General features: G+C 40.7%; 18 protein-coding genes. 8 read left to right on the top strand and 10 right to left on the bottom strand.

The window, feature by feature from the left end:
- Window positions 1–73: 73 nt before the first annotated feature.
- Window positions 74–814: a hypothetical protein gene (locus A361_RS08110; protein ID WP_009331122.1), complete on the bottom strand. Its 741-nt coding sequence runs from the start codon at window positions 812–814 to the stop codon at window positions 74–76.
- A 280-nt stretch (window positions 815–1,094) separates the two neighbouring features.
- On the opposite strand from A361_RS08110, the gene A361_RS08105 reads away from it, so the two are divergent.
- From A361_RS08105 to A361_RS08090, 4 genes are all read left to right on the top strand, one after another.
- Window positions 1,095–2,531, top strand: a complete 1,437-nt coding sequence (locus A361_RS08105) for a carbon starvation protein A (protein ID WP_019381578.1) — start codon at window positions 1,095–1,097, stop codon at window positions 2,529–2,531.
- A gap of 198 nt (window positions 2,532–2,729) precedes the next feature.
- Complete coding sequence (locus tag A361_RS08100; protein ID WP_019381577.1) at window positions 2,730–2,852, top strand: hypothetical protein; 123 nt, start codon at window positions 2,730–2,732, stop codon at window positions 2,850–2,852.
- A 14-nt stretch (window positions 2,853–2,866) separates the two neighbouring features.
- A complete protein-coding gene (locus A361_RS08095) occupies window positions 2,867–3,133 on the top strand; it encodes a hypothetical protein (protein WP_009331124.1) in 267 nt (88 codons plus the stop codon).
- A gap of 15 nt (window positions 3,134–3,148) precedes the next feature.
- Entirely contained in the window at window positions 3,149–3,571 is a 423-nt protein-coding gene (locus A361_RS08090) for a pyridoxamine 5'-phosphate oxidase family protein (RefSeq protein WP_009331125.1), read from the top strand.
- 89 nt (window positions 3,572–3,660) lie between these two features.
- On the opposite strand, the gene A361_RS08085 is transcribed toward A361_RS08090, so the two are convergent.
- The gene (locus A361_RS08085; RefSeq protein ID WP_009331126.1) at window positions 3,661–4,224 is read right to left on the bottom strand and encodes an HAD hydrolase-like protein; all 564 of its coding nucleotides are present in this window, start codon (window positions 4,222–4,224) and stop codon (window positions 3,661–3,663) included.
- Between the two features lie 196 nt (window positions 4,225–4,420).
- On the opposite strand from A361_RS08085, the gene A361_RS08080 reads away from it, so the two are divergent.
- Complete coding sequence (locus A361_RS08080) at window positions 4,421–4,657, top strand: helix-turn-helix domain-containing protein (RefSeq protein WP_009331127.1); 237 nt, start codon at window positions 4,421–4,423, stop codon at window positions 4,655–4,657.
- A gap of 154 nt (window positions 4,658–4,811) precedes the next feature.
- A complete protein-coding gene (locus tag A361_RS08075) occupies window positions 4,812–5,141 on the top strand; it encodes a hypothetical protein (protein WP_009331128.1) in 330 nt (109 codons plus the stop codon).
- 142 nt (window positions 5,142–5,283) lie between these two features.
- Here the strand turns inward: A361_RS08075 and A361_RS08070 are convergent, their stop codons facing one another.
- The 3 genes from A361_RS08070 to A361_RS08060 are packed head-to-tail and all read right to left on the bottom strand — an operon-like array spanning window position 5,284 to window position 8,296.
- Complete coding sequence (locus A361_RS08070) at window positions 5,284–6,012, bottom strand: exonuclease domain-containing protein (protein ID WP_019381576.1); 729 nt, start codon at window positions 6,010–6,012, stop codon at window positions 5,284–5,286.
- A complete protein-coding gene (locus A361_RS08065) occupies window positions 6,012–6,992 on the bottom strand; it encodes a DUF294 nucleotidyltransferase-like domain-containing protein (RefSeq protein WP_009331130.1) in 981 nt (326 codons plus the stop codon). Before A361_RS08065 ends, A361_RS08070 begins: the two co-directional genes overlap by 1 nt.
- A gap of 35 nt (window positions 6,993–7,027) precedes the next feature.
- Window positions 7,028–8,296 (bottom strand): ammonium transporter, encoded by a 1,269-nt coding sequence (locus tag A361_RS08060; protein ID WP_019381575.1) that lies wholly within the window; start codon window positions 8,294–8,296, stop codon window positions 7,028–7,030.
- 278 nt (window positions 8,297–8,574) lie between these two features.
- Here A361_RS08060 and A361_RS08055 point away from each other — a divergent pair, with 278 nt between their 5' ends.
- Window positions 8,575–8,769 (top strand): alpha/beta-type small acid-soluble spore protein, encoded by a 195-nt coding sequence (locus A361_RS08055; protein ID WP_009331132.1) that lies wholly within the window; start codon window positions 8,575–8,577, stop codon window positions 8,767–8,769.
- A 99-nt stretch (window positions 8,770–8,868) separates the two neighbouring features.
- A complete protein-coding gene (locus A361_RS31220) occupies window positions 8,869–8,994 on the top strand; it encodes a hypothetical protein (protein WP_019381574.1) in 126 nt (41 codons plus the stop codon).
- A 68-nt stretch (window positions 8,995–9,062) separates the two neighbouring features.
- Here the strand turns inward: A361_RS31220 and A361_RS08050 are convergent, their stop codons facing one another.
- The 5 genes from A361_RS08050 to A361_RS08030 all read right to left on the bottom strand — a co-directional run bounded on the left by A361_RS08050 (window position 9,063) and on the right by A361_RS08030 (window position 14,446).
- Window positions 9,063–9,983, bottom strand: a complete 921-nt coding sequence (locus A361_RS08050) for a COX15/CtaA family protein (RefSeq protein ID WP_236888008.1) — start codon at window positions 9,981–9,983, stop codon at window positions 9,063–9,065.
- A 164-nt stretch (window positions 9,984–10,147) separates the two neighbouring features.
- The gene (gene menC / locus A361_RS08045) at window positions 10,148–11,257 is read right to left on the bottom strand and encodes an o-succinylbenzoate synthase (RefSeq protein WP_019381572.1); all 1,110 of its coding nucleotides are present in this window, start codon (window positions 11,255–11,257) and stop codon (window positions 10,148–10,150) included.
- 12 nt (window positions 11,258–11,269) lie between these two features.
- Window positions 11,270–12,088: a GNAT family N-acetyltransferase gene (locus tag A361_RS08040; protein WP_019381571.1), complete on the bottom strand. Its 819-nt coding sequence runs from the start codon at window positions 12,086–12,088 to the stop codon at window positions 11,270–11,272.
- A gap of 72 nt (window positions 12,089–12,160) precedes the next feature.
- Window positions 12,161–13,543, bottom strand: coding sequence for a YjiH family protein (locus tag A361_RS08035; protein WP_019381570.1), 1,383 nt, complete (start codon window positions 13,541–13,543; stop codon window positions 12,161–12,163).
- 48 nt (window positions 13,544–13,591) lie between these two features.
- Window positions 13,592–14,446, bottom strand: a complete 855-nt coding sequence (locus A361_RS08030; RefSeq protein WP_019381569.1) for a MurR/RpiR family transcriptional regulator — start codon at window positions 14,444–14,446, stop codon at window positions 13,592–13,594.
- Between the last annotated feature and the right edge of the window lie 169 nt (window positions 14,447–14,615).

The raw sequence follows: 14,615 nt of genomic DNA, 5'->3' as shown, positions 1-14,615 counted from the left end.
GAGGATAAATTTGGGTGAATGGCTTCTGGAAAATAAGCGATTCACCCTATTGAAATACCAGCTTACTTGCGTTTTAGACTATAGACAATGGCCGCTTTGCAAACTGGGATAAATACTTCACATTCAACCGGCTGTGCTGTGAAATAAGATAAGCATCCCTTGTAGCACCTGGTTTCCTTAACGTATTAAGGGCTCTTATCATCCCTGCTTCACTTTCCATGCCAACCCCATGCCCAAAGAACATCCCTCCGCCCAAATATACGGAATTCTCACCTGTCCAAACTGGATGACCATAATCAGGATTATAAAAATAAACCACATCACCAGGTATGAAATTCCTGCCTCTTTTTGTAACAATCGATAGATCATGGTCATAATTCCAGTCCCAAACAAGAAGCCCCTGAAATAGTGTATTGAAGCGGCTGACAGAGATAGAGTCCAAGACAGCTTTATAAAAAATCAGCACAATGGCTGTTGTACATTCAAAAGCATATTCCCAGCTGTTCGTAAACACATCCATAATCGCATCTGACGGTAAAACGGATGGATCGAGCAGGTATCCATATTTTGTCCCTCTCCATATGCGCGGATTGAAACGCGATGTGTTAAAGGGTGCAAATTCAACTCGGCTGGCATAAAGCTGCCTGGCTGCTTTGATGATGTTCTCCCTTAGAAGGATATCAAACAGCAGTTCATGCATTGAATCATATTGATGAGTCTCCGGACTGCTCTCCAGGGCAAGATAAATTTCACGCTGAACACCAAAAAAGCTGGAAACCCCCGGTTTATTTTGATTATTCGAAAGGATAATCATTGTCTTCCCCCCTTCAAATGGACTTATAGTAGCTTATGGTTTCTTTTGCAGGAGGGTTCCTTCAATATTTTTCTTCTCTTTTTCTACTCTTCCGAAAATGGAAGCGTTATTTTTCTTCTCTTTTTCTACTCTTCCGAAAATGGAAGCGTTATTTATTATCGGAAAATATCTTTTTTCTGAAATAGACTTGCTTTTCCTTCCATTTTACTTGTACAATATTCCACATATTCATAAGTTTCAGACTTTAACGATAATTCATTTTCAACAGGAGGCTTGTTTCATGGTGACTTTTTTAGGATCGATTGTTTTGCTGGTGGCAGGATACGCCACTTATTCGAAAGTAGTAGAGAAAATCTTTGGTATAAATGATAACATTCCTACACCGGCTTACACAGAAAATGACGGAATGGACTATGTTCCAATGAGCTGGTGGAAAGGCAGCCTGATCCAATTATTGAATATTGCAGGACTGGGTCCGATTTTCGGTGCTATCATGGGGGCTTTATATGGACCAGTTGCTTTTATCTGGATAGTGGCCGGTTCCATTTTTGCCGGCGCCGTTCACGATTATTTTTCAGGGATGCTCTCTTTGAGGCATAAAGGCGAGCAATTTCCCTCTATTGTTGGCAGATATTTAGGAAAACCGGCCAAAACAGCCATTAATATATTTTCTATTCTCTTAATGGTACTGGTTGCCGCTGCATTTACTGCTGGACCGGCACAGCTTATTTCCAGCATAACACCATTAAGTTTTATAGCTTCATTGTTCATTATTTTTGCTTACTTCATCCTGGCAGCTGTGTTGCCTGTAAACCGGATTATCGGAAAAATTTATCCTTTTCTCGGAGCTATTTTAATTTTTATGGCTGTATCCATTGCAGTCGCATTGCTATTCAGCGAAAAACCCATACCGAATGTAACGCTTTCTAACTTTCATCCCGGAGAGCTTCCTATCTGGCCTTTACTGATGGTCACCATTTCCTGCGGTGCCATTTCTGGATTTCATTCAACACAAAGTCCGATTGTCTCACGCACGCTGAAAAAGGAAAGCGACGGTAGAAAGGTTTTCTATGGAGCAATGATTGGAGAAGGAATAATCGCTTTAATATGGGCTGCAGCGGGCATGACCTTTTTCGGGGGAACAGGAGGTCTTCAGGAAGCTTTAGCAGCAGGAGGCCCAGCTGGAGTCGTTAATGAAATTTCGAGCAGCCTCCTAGGTACATTCGGAGGGATACTTGCTATCTTAGGCGTTATTATCCTCCCGATTACAACCGGTGATACAGCTCTCCGCTCTTCAAGAATGATGCTGGCTGAATCGCTGTCCTCTTTTATGAAAACGGATGGCAGATGGAAGGTTGTCATCACCACCTTACCGGTGGCTCTTCCAACTTTATACCTTGCAACAATCGATTACTCTTTCTTATGGAGATATGTTGGATGGACAAATCAGGTTACAGCTGCAGTCATGCTTTGGACCGCCACGATGTATCTCTTGAAAAATAAGAAATTCCACTGGATTTGCGGTGTGCCTGCCTTGTTTATGACAGGTGTAGTATCGACGTATATCTTCTATGCACCTGAAGGCTTTCAGATGGATTATCAATTGTCGATGATCATCGGTTCAGTCATTACGCTTGCTATTGCAGTATGGTATGTTTACCAGATAATAAAACATAGACAGCTTGGCAAAAATAGTACCAGCTTAACAGCAGCCTAACTGTAAATGCACCTCATTCACAAGAATGAAGGTGCATTTTTTTATTTGCTGATATCCTTCAGACCAATACCCTTTTTTCAAATTTAGTTGCTGTCTGTCTTTCTATTCTGTTAGTCCTGCACTCTGGATATCTGGCCCGTTGCGTTTTACTCTTCATGAAGCGGGTAATGAATACTAACAGTTAAAGGAGGTTTTACAATGTCAGATAAATACAACTCAGAAAAAAATAATTCTATAGAACAAGAAAAAAAGAAAGAAAACAACAAAGATATCGAGCCCCAAAGAGAGCCGGAAAAACCTCAGGAAGAGAAGCCGAATTAAGGAGGATGTCTAAAATGGCTGACAAAAACATTCAGGATGGAAAGATGGATAACCCCGAGCAATATAAAACCGAAAAAGAAAGTTTATTTGACAAGTATGAAAGTGAGAAGAATGTAGATCCTATTCCAGTGGAAGACTTAAAACAAGAAAAAGAAGAAGAAAAAAACGGCTCAAATATAAAGAGCAGTTCTTCTACAGAGGAAAAGTACAAAGCTGACTTTGAAACAATCAAAAAGAAAAAGCTGTTTGGCGATAAATATGACGATGGAACAAGGACATAAGAAAGGCTGGATACTATGAGCCAGAATAACCTAAAGGAAAAAATCATAAATATACTGGAAAACAGCAAAATAGGCATCCTTTCTACCGTGAAGAACAACAAACCCTATTCCCGCTACATGACATTTTTTAACGATAATCTTACCTTGTTTACACCCACCAGCATTCAGACAGATAAAGCAGATGAAATTAAAGCCAACTCAAACGTTCATATCTTAGCAGGATATGAAGGTGAAGGGTTTGGTGATTCCTATGTAGAAATTGAAGGAACAGCCTCTATTAATGATTCGGATGATTTAAAAGAAAAACTATGGAATGAAAATATGGAACCCTGGTTCGATGGTCCGAACGATTCCAATTTAATTGTTCTTGAAATTAAACCGGTTAAAATAACGCTGATGAACACAAAAGAAAATTCACCAAAAACACTTGATTTATAAACCAAGACGCCTGGCATCTAATGACGTGCCAGGCGTCTTGTATTGTATCTACCATAATTTTAGCCAGGAGCGTATTTTCTATGAATGCTTTATTTTATTATCTTATTAAAATCTCTATAGTGACTCAAATAGTAATCTGCTCCTGGAGTATTATTCTGAAAGAGGCAAGTTTTTATGCCAAGCTCCTTTGCCGGCAAAATGTCTATTTCCCTATCTCCAATTGCTATATCCACTTTATGCTTCTCATGCAGAAATTCATATGAAGCGGTGTGAGGCTTGCGGGGATAGCCGTCGTCACCTGCTACCATATCGGTAAAGTATCCATCCAAATTATGGAACTGCAATATAGATAGAACATCATCTCTTTCCTTGTGAGTCATAATAACATTCTTATCAGCCTGCTTTAATACATGCTCAACCTCAGGAAAAGGCGTTAAATCTTTGGGCCGCAACTGTCTCGCCATGTTCCTGATTGCTTTAATTTGTTCATCATTTAAACCGAAATGTTCAAATGCATCACTGAATGATACCTTTAACTGCCAAAAAATCTCTTCTCCCGAGATCTTTTCATCTCCCATTACTTCCCTGACAATCGCTGTATAGGCTGGGTATGTATCAAACAAAGTGCCGTCAAAATCCCAAAGTAAATTCAACAGGCAAAGCTCCCTTCTAAATCCTTTTCTCCCCTTATTTTAGTAATTATACATGCAGCTAATCTATTAAACTGCTTTTCCATTGTAATTAAATTACTTTGACAAACCTATAGCACAATGCTAATTTAATAGCTATAAGACTAAAAAAATCTTGCCCTGATAAAAAATAGGGAGAATTTTCAAAGGATGAATTTGAATGAACAAAGAGATTATTAAGCTAATCAGAAAAAGCTATAACATGACACAGCGTGATTTCGCAAGAGTTGTCAGCTGCAGCTTCTCTCTAATAGCTCTGGTTGAGGTAGGCAAGAGAAGAGTAACAGCTGATCTTGAAAATAAAATTAAAATTGCTTTTGACCTCGATGACCAGCAGATGCAATCACTCACTTCCCTTGTTTCAGAAATCAGCAAAGGTGTTCCCCCCTTCATGTAAAGACAGATACGGCTGTTTAAAGACCTTCCCTTCAGATGATACCGATCACAAATTAGCAGCCGGCAATTAAAATAGGCATTTGCCGTGTCTCTCCGCCCACTTATGCATACCTTATAAGGAGTTATAGGATTTTTGCATAAAAGGAGAGTGCCCAATGTATCCATATGGCTATTATCAAGGTTATCTTCCTCAGCCAGCAGCCCACTTCACCCCTGAATATGATTATCAGCAGTACGAACAATATGATGACAGACAGCCCCAGCAGCTCGAAAGAAGGGTTACAGCTTTGGAAAGGCAAAATCAGGAGCAATCCAGAGAGATTACCCGGCTGAACAGGCAGCTGGTAAATTTGACTGACCAGGTTAAAATGCTGAACCAGACCGTTGACCGCCATACACGAAGGCTTAATCGGCTGAACCAAAGGCTAAGGGCAGTTGAGAATAGACTTAACATCCCTTTTACTCCTTTTGACGGGGAATTCTAAGGGAGAACTTTGTGCTTACTGCCGTGAGCCTTAGGAATAACAACTTTGCCCCAATCTCATAGTGATTGGGGCTTTAATTTACCTATTGGTTTATACGCAAACTTTGTAATTACTGTCCGGCCAGTGTTAGGGCATCTACTGTTTAGCTAAACCTGGCTATTCGCTCGTAAACCTCTTTTAAGTTGGAGCATCCTAATTTATGAACCTCCTCGATCAAACGGCACCATAAGAGAGCAGTAAGCTTTGCATCTCCCAGGGCATGATGGCGGTCTTTAACAGGGATGCTATAAAATTCACAAAGGTCTTCTAATCTCCAGAATGATTTTTTATGATCAGCTATCCTGTAAAGGAAGGAAGTATCTAATATCCTATACTTGAATGGCGTACGGAATAGCTTCCAGCAGCTGTGCTGCATAAAGCTTTTCTCGTGGTTCGCATGATGGGCCACAAGCGGCATATCCTTCACAAATTCAAGGAAACTAATCAATACTTCCGAGAGAGGAGGGGCTTTTTCTAAATCAGCCTCAGATAAACCCGTCAGCTCCTTAATTTCGTTTGAAAGTGGCTTTTCAAATCGGGCGAGTGAATAAAAATTGTCTTCACTGACTTTCCCTTTAATAATTTTAACCGCACCAATCGATATAATCTGATCCCCTTTATCCGGATAAAATCCAGTTGTTTCAATATCAAAGACAGCCACATTCAAATTTCCGAATGGAATAGCCATTGAATCGGTATTCTCCAATTCCCTCTGCATTTGCCTTATAAATGCCATTTGCTGTGGATTTTGACCATTCATCCCACCAAACATATTAGTTTGAAGTTTTCCTTGAATACCTCTGACAAATTGGACAAAAGGATGGAATCCCATTAACCTGCACCCTTTTCAATGGCCCTGATTACAAATTGATGAAGCTTTTTGCCATCCTTTAAAATATTTTTCAATTCATTTCTTTCAGATTTTGATAAGGATTTCAGCTGAATGTAATGAGTATCATCATAGGTATCTGTTTGCCTGTAAGATTGAAGTCTCCATTTTAACAAAGCGGCAAAATTACTTTCATATTTACCCATTTCCTCATCATAGCCATTCATTTTTTTGAGCTTACCCATTCGGGCAATAGTGGATGTCTCCAATATCCCTTCTTTGACAGCAAGAATTCTAACCGCATTTACATAAGGTATAAATGCTGCATATTTTAGATCCAGCTCTCCTTGATGGCTCCCCTTTTCCTCTGTCAGAAGCTGGCCAAATGGACCAACTGATTTTTTTATATGCATACTGGTCTCCATCATCCTGGTCAGCAAATGAGGGCTTTTTTGAATGTTCGTGTGGATACTGGACTTCAATTCACCTATATATTCCTCCTGGCCCGCAAGAACTCTGCTGTCATAGAAAATGTGGAGATTTCTTATCGTCTGCAGACTCTCCTCCTGCATCCATGCTTGAATCTGTCTTTTCCATTTAGAAAGCGACTTGCACCACAGCGGATTTGAACTCATCACATTCCCTTCGCAATAGGGATATCCAGCTGCATGCAGACCTTTTGAAATTTCCTCCCCCAGCTGCAAAAAATACGCTTCTGCTTCTGCCTCACCCGGTTCAAACACCAAGCCATGGTCCTGGTCACTCAGAAAGCCCTGTTCCATTCTCCCGCCGCTTCCCATTGTAAACCAGGCAAACTTCCATGAAGGTGATCTTTCTATTTTCAATCGCTCCAAAGCTATGCTAATAACAGCATTCATGATAAGGTCGTGAAATTCATTCAGGGCACTGGTATCATAGCGATATATTATCTGTTCCTCTTTCCACTTTTTCAGGGATTGATAAGAATTAAATGATGATTCCATCCAGGCACTTCCTTTAAAGAAAGCTCGAGTCCTGCTTATGAGCTTAAACTTTTGTTTTCCTCAGCCATGAAGACTTCCGGATATCCGTAGCTTCCATGTTCACTTAAATCTAATCCCATAATTTCTTCTTCTTCTGTTACCCGAAGTCCTCCCAATACTTTCTTGGCAGCTGCCAAAATAATGAAGGATACAGCAAATGCATAAAGACCGGATACAGCTACACCCATGAACTGGACTCCCAGCTGTTCAAAACCGCCTCCATAAAACAATCCTGGCTTTCCGACTGCTGCCAATTCAGGTGTCGCAAAGAATCCAGTGGATAATGTTCCCCAAACCCCAGCTGCACCGTGAACAGATAGGGCAAAGATGGGATCATCGATTTTCCTCTTTTCAAAGAATCGCACACTGTAGAATACCAGTATTCCTGCTACAAACCCTATGACAACAGCCGCCCAAGTATCCACAAATGCACAGGAAGCTGTAATAGCGACCAAGCCCGCAAGAGCACCATTAAGCATTGTCGGCACATCGGATTTCCCCATAACCACCCAGGAAATAATCAGTGCTGATACTGCGCCTGCTCCCGCAGCAAGATTTGTATTAAGAGCTACAAATCCAAAGAACCCATCGTCAACAGTCAATGTACTCCCAGCGTTAAAACCGAACCAGCCAACCCACAGGATCAGCACACCCAAGGCTGTATATACTTGGTTATGACCATAGATATTGTTAGCCGAACCGTCCTTGTTAAACTTTCCAATTCGGGGCTTAAGTAAAATAGTAGCGGCCAAGGCTGCCATAGCACCTGTTAAGTGAACAACTGTTGAACCGGCAAAGTCCTGCTTGCCGTGTTCTGCAAGCCAGCCCCCTCCCCAAATCCAATGGGCAACAACAGGATATACAATTGCGGAAAATAATACGGTGAAAATGAGGTAAACGGATAGTTTTGCACGTTCAGCAAATCCGCCGAGTGCAATCGTGATGGCAATACCGGCAAATGCCAGCTGGAATACGAAGAATACCGAAGATGATAAGCCCATTCCCTCAAGTTCAGCACCTGAGTAAAAGAAATTGGTAAGCCCGACCAGGATATTTGCGTTACCGCCAAATATGAAGCCAAAGCCCACTGCCCAAAACACTAATGATGATAGACCAAAGGTAAAGATCGTTTTTCCTGCAATATGCCCCGCATTTTTCATCCTGGTAGAACCTGCTTCCAGCATAATAAAACCGCCAAGCATAAAAATGACTAAAATTGCTCCCAGCATAACCCACAGACTGTTCATTAAAAATGTGGCATCCAATTGTCATTCCTCCCTGTTATTTTTTTGATGTAAGAATTAATATAAATTTAATGTTATATTATCTAACATCATTTAATTTAATCCTTATTTTACTCTAAATTTTATAGAAGTCAATCTGTTTTTAGAAAATTTATAATTTTTGTGTTATATAATCTGACATGAATTTTATTATCAGATTATAATGATTGGCAATTTTATAGTTGCATCTGTTTTTCATTAATCGGATAAGTTAAAAACGAGCATTAATTTGCTCAAATAATCGTGGGGAGTGATGTATCATGGCAAGAAACAAACTATTGGTACCCGGTGCAGGAAATGTATTGGATCAAATGAAACAGGAAATCGCCAATGAGTTTGGAGTTCAGCTTGGTGCTGATACGACCGCACGAGCAAACGGTTCTGTCGGCGGGGAGATGACAAAGCGCCTTGTCGCAATGGCAGAACAGCAGCTTAAAAACCAGCAAAATCAGTAGAGGATGTTTTTTTGCTGGACTTAACCGGCCCTGCCCATGGGCCGGTTAATAAAAAAATGGTTTCACTCAAAAGCTTAATTACCGAACGGAGGCATACTTATGACCAACAAAAATGATAACCGCGAAAGAAAAAACAAATATCCTAAAAACCAAAAACAGGATACGGAATTCTCAAGAGAGGCAGATATCAGAAGCGAAATGACAAAAAAAGATCTGCAAAAATAAAAAGTCTCACACAAAAAAGGCACGTCACTTGACTGCCTTTTTTTGGGTGGTTGTTATTCATTCTTAATTTAACCAAAATACTTCTGATAACGGATTATTTTCCCTGGAGTAATCACCCTACTTAATCGTGATACAAAAACTCCTGCCTCAAAAACAATTGCAAATAACACTGTCCCAAAAGCAAGATGGATAACGGCCCAGGATATTTCAATGTAACTTATAATGGTAAGAATTCCGATAATGATTTGGATTAAAACAAGCAAGGAGGCAGCCATGAGCCGATTCTGCAACCCAGCCTCCCATTTATTTTTAAATGAAAGATACGTAAGAATAAATATGTAAAATGCCACAACTCCAGCCAGAATCCTATGTCCGGTCTGGACCATTGCAGGAATAGATACAGGCATAAAACCATTTGCACATTCAAGCCATCCGCATGACAATCCGAATGATTCATGCTTAATATAAGCACCAAGGAATAAAGTAAGAAGCGTCACAATCAGCAATCCGTTAAATTTATTTTGCAAACTATTATCTTTTCCGAATACAGCAAGTGATCGCTGTTCATCAGCATTTCGCCAGATCCAGATCAGTGCGGCCAGGAAAAGCATAGACACGATTAGGTGAACAGAGACAACTACAGCAGGCAAATCCATCCAAACCACAGCAGCCCCCAGTAAAATTTGAATTATTAAAAGCAGCATCAGTACCTTAGAAACTTTATCAAGTTCACGCACCGGATTTGATTTTTGAATACTAAAATACAACATTGCCGTCATTATTCCAAGTGCTGCACCGATAACCCTGTGAGCATATTCAATTAAGGTATCTCCTTCTAATATCGGGATTACCAGACCATTGCATAAAGGCCATTCCGGCCCGCATCCCATGCCTGACTCCGAAGATGCCACATACCCGCCGAATACAATCAGAAAATAGGTAAGGACAATTGTTAAAAATGCCAGCCGCTTTACCTTCAAAGCACACACCCCTTATTTTGCAGCATTTACAATTTTGCAATCAGTTTATCAAAAGCAGGACAAACTTTCAGTGATATGAATCACAAATTTAAGCGGGCCCTAATGCAATTTTCAACATAAGAAAAAAAAAAAAAAAACGCCAGAGTTCCCCCTGGCGCAGCTATGCATGTCATTTATTTTGAATAAGTACGGCTATAAAGGGTGACATCCTCTAGTTTAGAACGATTAGGTTCATAGCCTATTCCAGGCCTTTCAGGCACGAATATAAATCCATCTTCCATAGTGACTTCAGGATCGATGATATCTTCCTTCCAGTAGTGAGATGATGGCGCTGTATCTCCAGGAAGCGTAAAATTGGACAGCGAAGTAATGGCAATATTGTGCGCACGGCCTATTCCAGCTTCAAGCATTCCGCCACACCACATCGGAATGTTATGATCTTCGCAAAGGTCGTGAATTCTTCTGGACTCTGTCAGTCCTCCAACACGGCCGATTTTAAGATTTATGATTCTGCAGCTTCCAAGCTCAATCGCTTTTCTTGCATCCTCAAAGGTATGTATACTTTCATCAAGGCAAATTGGCGTTTTCAGATGACTTTGAAGCTTGGCATGGTCGATAATATCATCATGATCTAAAGGCTGTTCAATCATCATAAGATTAAACTCCTCCATCCTTTGAAGATGATCAATATCATTAAGTGTATAGGCGCAATTGGCATCAGCCATAAGCTGTATTTCAGGAAATTGGGCACGAATGGATTTTAAAATATGCACATCCCAGCCGGGCTTGATTTTCACCTTAATCCGCCGGTAACCTTCATTTACATAACCTTCAATTTGCTTGAGCATCTTTACTTCCGACTCCTGTATGCCCACACTTACGCCCACTTCTATTTTTTCCTTTACTCCGCCTAAAGCTTTTGCGAGAGAAATCCCCTTCTCCCGGGCATAAAGGTCCCAGACAGCACCCTCTAGCGCTGCTTTGGCATTAAAGTTTCCCCTGATAGGCCTGAATGCCTCTGAAACATCATCAGGGTGCCGGATTTCTGATGCAAAAAGGATCGGTATTAAATGATCACTCATTATATGCCAATTTGTTTTAACTGTTTCTTCATTGTATATCGGCTCCATAATGGAAACCGATTCAGCCCAGCCTGACTCGCCGCTTTTTGATTTTACTTCTACCAGAATAAAGTCCTTATCCACTTCCGTTCCGACACTTGTTGTAAATGGATTCAGCAGCTCCATTTTGACGTGCCTTAAAACGATGCTTTTAATGTCCATCTTCCCATTCTCCTAGCAGTATCCCTTTTCTTTTTCCAAGAGATATAAGTATTGGTTTTCCGCGGTTATGTCCCTTATCAGATCCGTTACAATCCAGCCTTTGCTGAGATAATGAACGAATACTTCTTTCGTGCTCTCCCTCCATTTCAAAGCCAATTCAAAATCCCGCTTTTTTATATCTTGAAAATTCCCCGGAACCGGGATAAGAATTTTTTCATTTTCATGAAACAACTGTGTATTATCAGGAAAATAAAAGCCATCCGCCATACCTGTTTCCAATGCCATCGGCAGAACCTCTTCAGACCATTGACGTTCAGGACATTCCCCTTTAATTCGCCACTCCACTACAAATCGGTCTGATGGTATGCCTGCATTCATATGGTCTGACATTTCACCATAAGCATTTTCAATATATTGAGTGCATACCGCACCGAGTTTATGCAGATTGAGATTGGCATTAACCGTTTCAAGCGGGTCATATGTCCACGAAATGAGATCATAGCCTTTCTCAAGCGCTGTCTTTTTTTGAGCATGTTTCAGCTTTTCTCCAATCCCGAACGCCCGGTACTCCTCGTGAACCCCAAGGCTGTGAGAGCAAAGATATACCTTTGTGCCGTCAAAGCCAGGAAAGCTGTATTGAAATCCAATCAGTTCCTCTTCAAGGAAAGCACCTAACACAAACCCGCCATTTTTAACCGTTGCCACCGTATGATTAACCGGCACCGCTTCTTCCACACTCCATATGCGGGTTTCAAGTTCGTATACAGCTTCAAGCTCCTTAACTGTGTGAAGGTTTTTAATTACCAGTGATGTTAATGCTTCTTGCCTCATAACCTTCCCCTTCCTTGCATACCCAAAGATTTTCCGGTCTATATGCTGCCTTTTATGAATGCTATAAAGTTTCTAAAAAATAATATGAGCCACAACTGCTACAATTGGCAGTGTTATAATAGTACGCAGAAGGAAAATTAGAATTAAATCCTTAATGCTGACAGGCAGATTTGAACCTAATAGCAGGCCGCCCATTTCAGACATATATACCAGCTGTGTTACAGAGACACAGGCAATAATAAATCTTGTCATTTCACTTTCAATGCCGCTGCCGATGACAGCTGGAAGGAACATATCTGCAAATCCAACCACCATTGTCTGGGCTGCTTCAGCTGCCTCCGGAATTTGCATCAGGGCCAGGATCGGTTCAAACGGCTTGCCAAGAATAGTAAATGCAGGGGTAAATTCAGCTATTACCAAGGCAACCGTTCCAATCGCCATAACAATTGGCAGTACTCCCATCCACATGTCCAAAACATTTTCAACACCTTCTTTTACAACAGCGGCTGCACTATTATTTGTACGCGCTTTCTTAATAGCATTATTTAATCCCCATTTAACAGGTGTAGTGTGTGTAGGGATATTCGTTTCCGCCTTGAGCTCTGTCCCTTCATAAGCTGTATCCGCTTTCCTTGATAAAGGCGGTATCCGAGGCATTACTATAGCTGCCACCAGACCAGCCAGAATAATCGTTAAATAATAATGAATGAAGTATTGCTCTAAGTTTAAATATTGAATAATTACAATTGTAAAAGTAATGGAAACAACTGAGAAGGTTGTTGCCACCACTGCTGCCTCACGCTTTGTGTAATACCCTTCTTCGTATTGTTTTGTCGTTAACAGGACTCCAATTGTCCCGTCACCTACCCATGATGCCAGACAATCAAGCGAAGAACGCCCCGGCAGCTTAAAAACTGGCCTCATAACTTTGATCAATAATGCACCAAAAAATTCGAGGAGACCGAAATTTAATAGAAGCGGCAGCAATAATCCTGCCAGAAGAAATGTAGTAAATAGTATAGGAATTAAATCATAGATTAAGAGCGCACCCGTATTCTCTGAATATATCGGTTCCAAACCGAACTCAAATAATGTAATAATAGCAAAAACTGTTCCAAATAAACGGGCCGCCACCCAAAACTTGCTCACATTCAGTAATTTGTTCAGATATGGACTGTCCAAGATAAAGCCCGGTTTAAAAATTACTGCTATCAGTGAGCCAATTACTGAAAGAGCCATGATCAAAACTGTAATTGAAGGTATGGAATCTCCCAGTAAACCATTAATTTGATTTGCTAAATAAGCAACGGGGATGGTAATTCCATCAGCTCCTTGAATCGGTACCATAAATAGTAAAACCCCGATTAGAGAAGGAATTAAAAACTTTAAATAGTCCCCGGTTGTGTAGGATGGCCTTTCCTCCTTCTGAATCATCTTCTTTGATAAACTGCTCATTCATTTTGCCCCCTTTATTTCTTGTATTAACTCCCCTGCTGTTCAAACTTACTCAAAAAACCGCTCTTGTTCAGCATATAAGATTTCCAGTTCCTGCTGTCTTTTTGCAATTCTTTCATGATCCCGTTCATCGATACCTGCAATCAGTACCTCCAGTAAACTAATTACGGAAGCTGCCGAATGATGTCCTGAATCCATAAGCTCATCCGTAGTAAGCGTAACTGCTGCCAACTGCCCGATAGGCGACAGCTGGCGGTCTGTTATGGCAATAATCCCGGAATCTTGCCTTTCAGCAAAAGAAGCAAGCTTTAACGCTTCTTTCCGATAGCGAGGAAAAGAAAAAATGACAACGGCCGATTGATCTGTTAAATCACACACATCCTCAGAAAGAAAACCGTTAGGGCTTGAGATATAAACATTTCCCCTTATTTGTTTAAGTGTGTAATAAAACCAGTATGCTGCGGCAAAAGAGCTGCCAAAACCACCAACATAAACCCTGTCTGCACGGATTAATGCATCAATCGCTTTCCAGATTTCCCTTTCATCAACCTGATCAAGCAATTGCCGAAGTATCTTCCTCTCCTGATCAATGACTCTCCTAAACAGATTCTCTTTCGCAGCATTTTCTATGGAAGAGTCATCTTCAAAATAATCCATCTGTTTCCCGGCAAGCCACTCTTTTCTAATTCGATCCTGCATTTGGGAATAACCGCTGAACCCAAGTGCATACGCAAGACGGATGACCGTTGTCTCACTGACTCCTGCATTTTTCCCAACTTGAAATGCTGTTAATAGAACAGCTTCATCAGCATGCTCCATAATAAATTCAGCAGCTTTCCTCTGTCCTGGCGAGAGTGAGGAATAGCTTTCTTTAATCAACTGGCTCATTGTTTTCTTATCCATGCCGGCTCCTCATGAATAGTGAAGGAAAAACTTCTTATGCAAAGTATAAAGCATGAAATGCTTCTCTAACAAGAAGAATTTCCACTATTCAAAATTATTTTTATCAATATCTATTTAGAAATCTATTCTTTTACATGAAGGGAATCCTTCTTTAAGAGAATTTTAAAGG

Origin of the sequence: Cytobacillus oceanisediminis 2691 (genome assembly GCF_000294775.2) — a bacterium.
Taxonomy (GTDB): Bacteria; Bacillota; Bacilli; order Bacillales; family Cytobacillaceae; genus Cytobacillus; species Cytobacillus pseudoceanisediminis.
Note: the sequence above shows the minus strand (reverse complement) of the source record. Positions and strands in the feature narration are given on the sequence as shown.

What these genes read in the sequence shown, in the direction of transcription:
- A361_RS08090 (WP_009331125.1), top strand. Translation starts at nt 3,149, where the DNA reads ATGAGCCAGAATAACCTAAAGGAAAAAATCATAAATATACTGGAAAAC.
- A361_RS08080 (WP_009331127.1), top strand. Translation starts at nt 4,421, where the DNA reads ATGAACAAAGAGATTATTAAGCTAATCAGAAAAAGCTATAACATGACA.
- A361_RS08110 (WP_009331122.1), bottom strand. Translation starts at nt 814, where the DNA reads ATGATTATCCTTTCGAATAATCAAAATAAACCGGGGGTTTCCAGCTTT.
- A361_RS31220 (WP_019381574.1), top strand. Translation starts at nt 8,869, where the DNA reads ATGACCAACAAAAATGATAACCGCGAAAGAAAAAACAAATATCCTAAA.
- A361_RS08095 (WP_009331124.1), top strand. Translation starts at nt 2,867, where the DNA reads ATGGCTGACAAAAACATTCAGGATGGAAAGATGGATAACCCCGAGCAA.
- A361_RS08075 (WP_009331128.1), top strand. Translation starts at nt 4,812, where the DNA reads ATGTATCCATATGGCTATTATCAAGGTTATCTTCCTCAGCCAGCAGCC.
- A361_RS08030 (WP_019381569.1), bottom strand. Translation starts at nt 14,446, where the DNA reads ATGGATAAGAAAACAATGAGCCAGTTGATTAAAGAAAGCTATTCCTCA.
- A361_RS08065 (WP_009331130.1), bottom strand. Translation starts at nt 6,992, where the DNA reads ATGGAATCATCATTTAATTCTTATCAATCCCTGAAAAAGTGGAAAGAG.
- A361_RS08105 (WP_019381578.1), top strand. Translation starts at nt 1,095, where the DNA reads ATGGTGACTTTTTTAGGATCGATTGTTTTGCTGGTGGCAGGATACGCC.
- menC (WP_019381572.1), bottom strand. Translation starts at nt 11,257, where the DNA reads ATGGACATTAAAAGCATCGTTTTAAGGCACGTCAAAATGGAGCTGCTG.
- A361_RS08100 (WP_019381577.1), top strand. Translation starts at nt 2,730, where the DNA reads ATGTCAGATAAATACAACTCAGAAAAAAATAATTCTATAGAACAAGAA.
- A361_RS08035 (WP_019381570.1), bottom strand. Translation starts at nt 13,543, where the DNA reads ATGAGCAGTTTATCAAAGAAGATGATTCAGAAGGAGGAAAGGCCATCC.
- A361_RS08040 (WP_019381571.1), bottom strand. Translation starts at nt 12,088, where the DNA reads ATGAGGCAAGAAGCATTAACATCACTGGTAATTAAAAACCTTCACACA.
- A361_RS08070 (WP_019381576.1), bottom strand. Translation starts at nt 6,012, where the DNA reads ATGGGATTCCATCCTTTTGTCCAATTTGTCAGAGGTATTCAAGGAAAA.
- A361_RS08055 (WP_009331132.1), top strand. Translation starts at nt 8,575, where the DNA reads ATGGCAAGAAACAAACTATTGGTACCCGGTGCAGGAAATGTATTGGAT.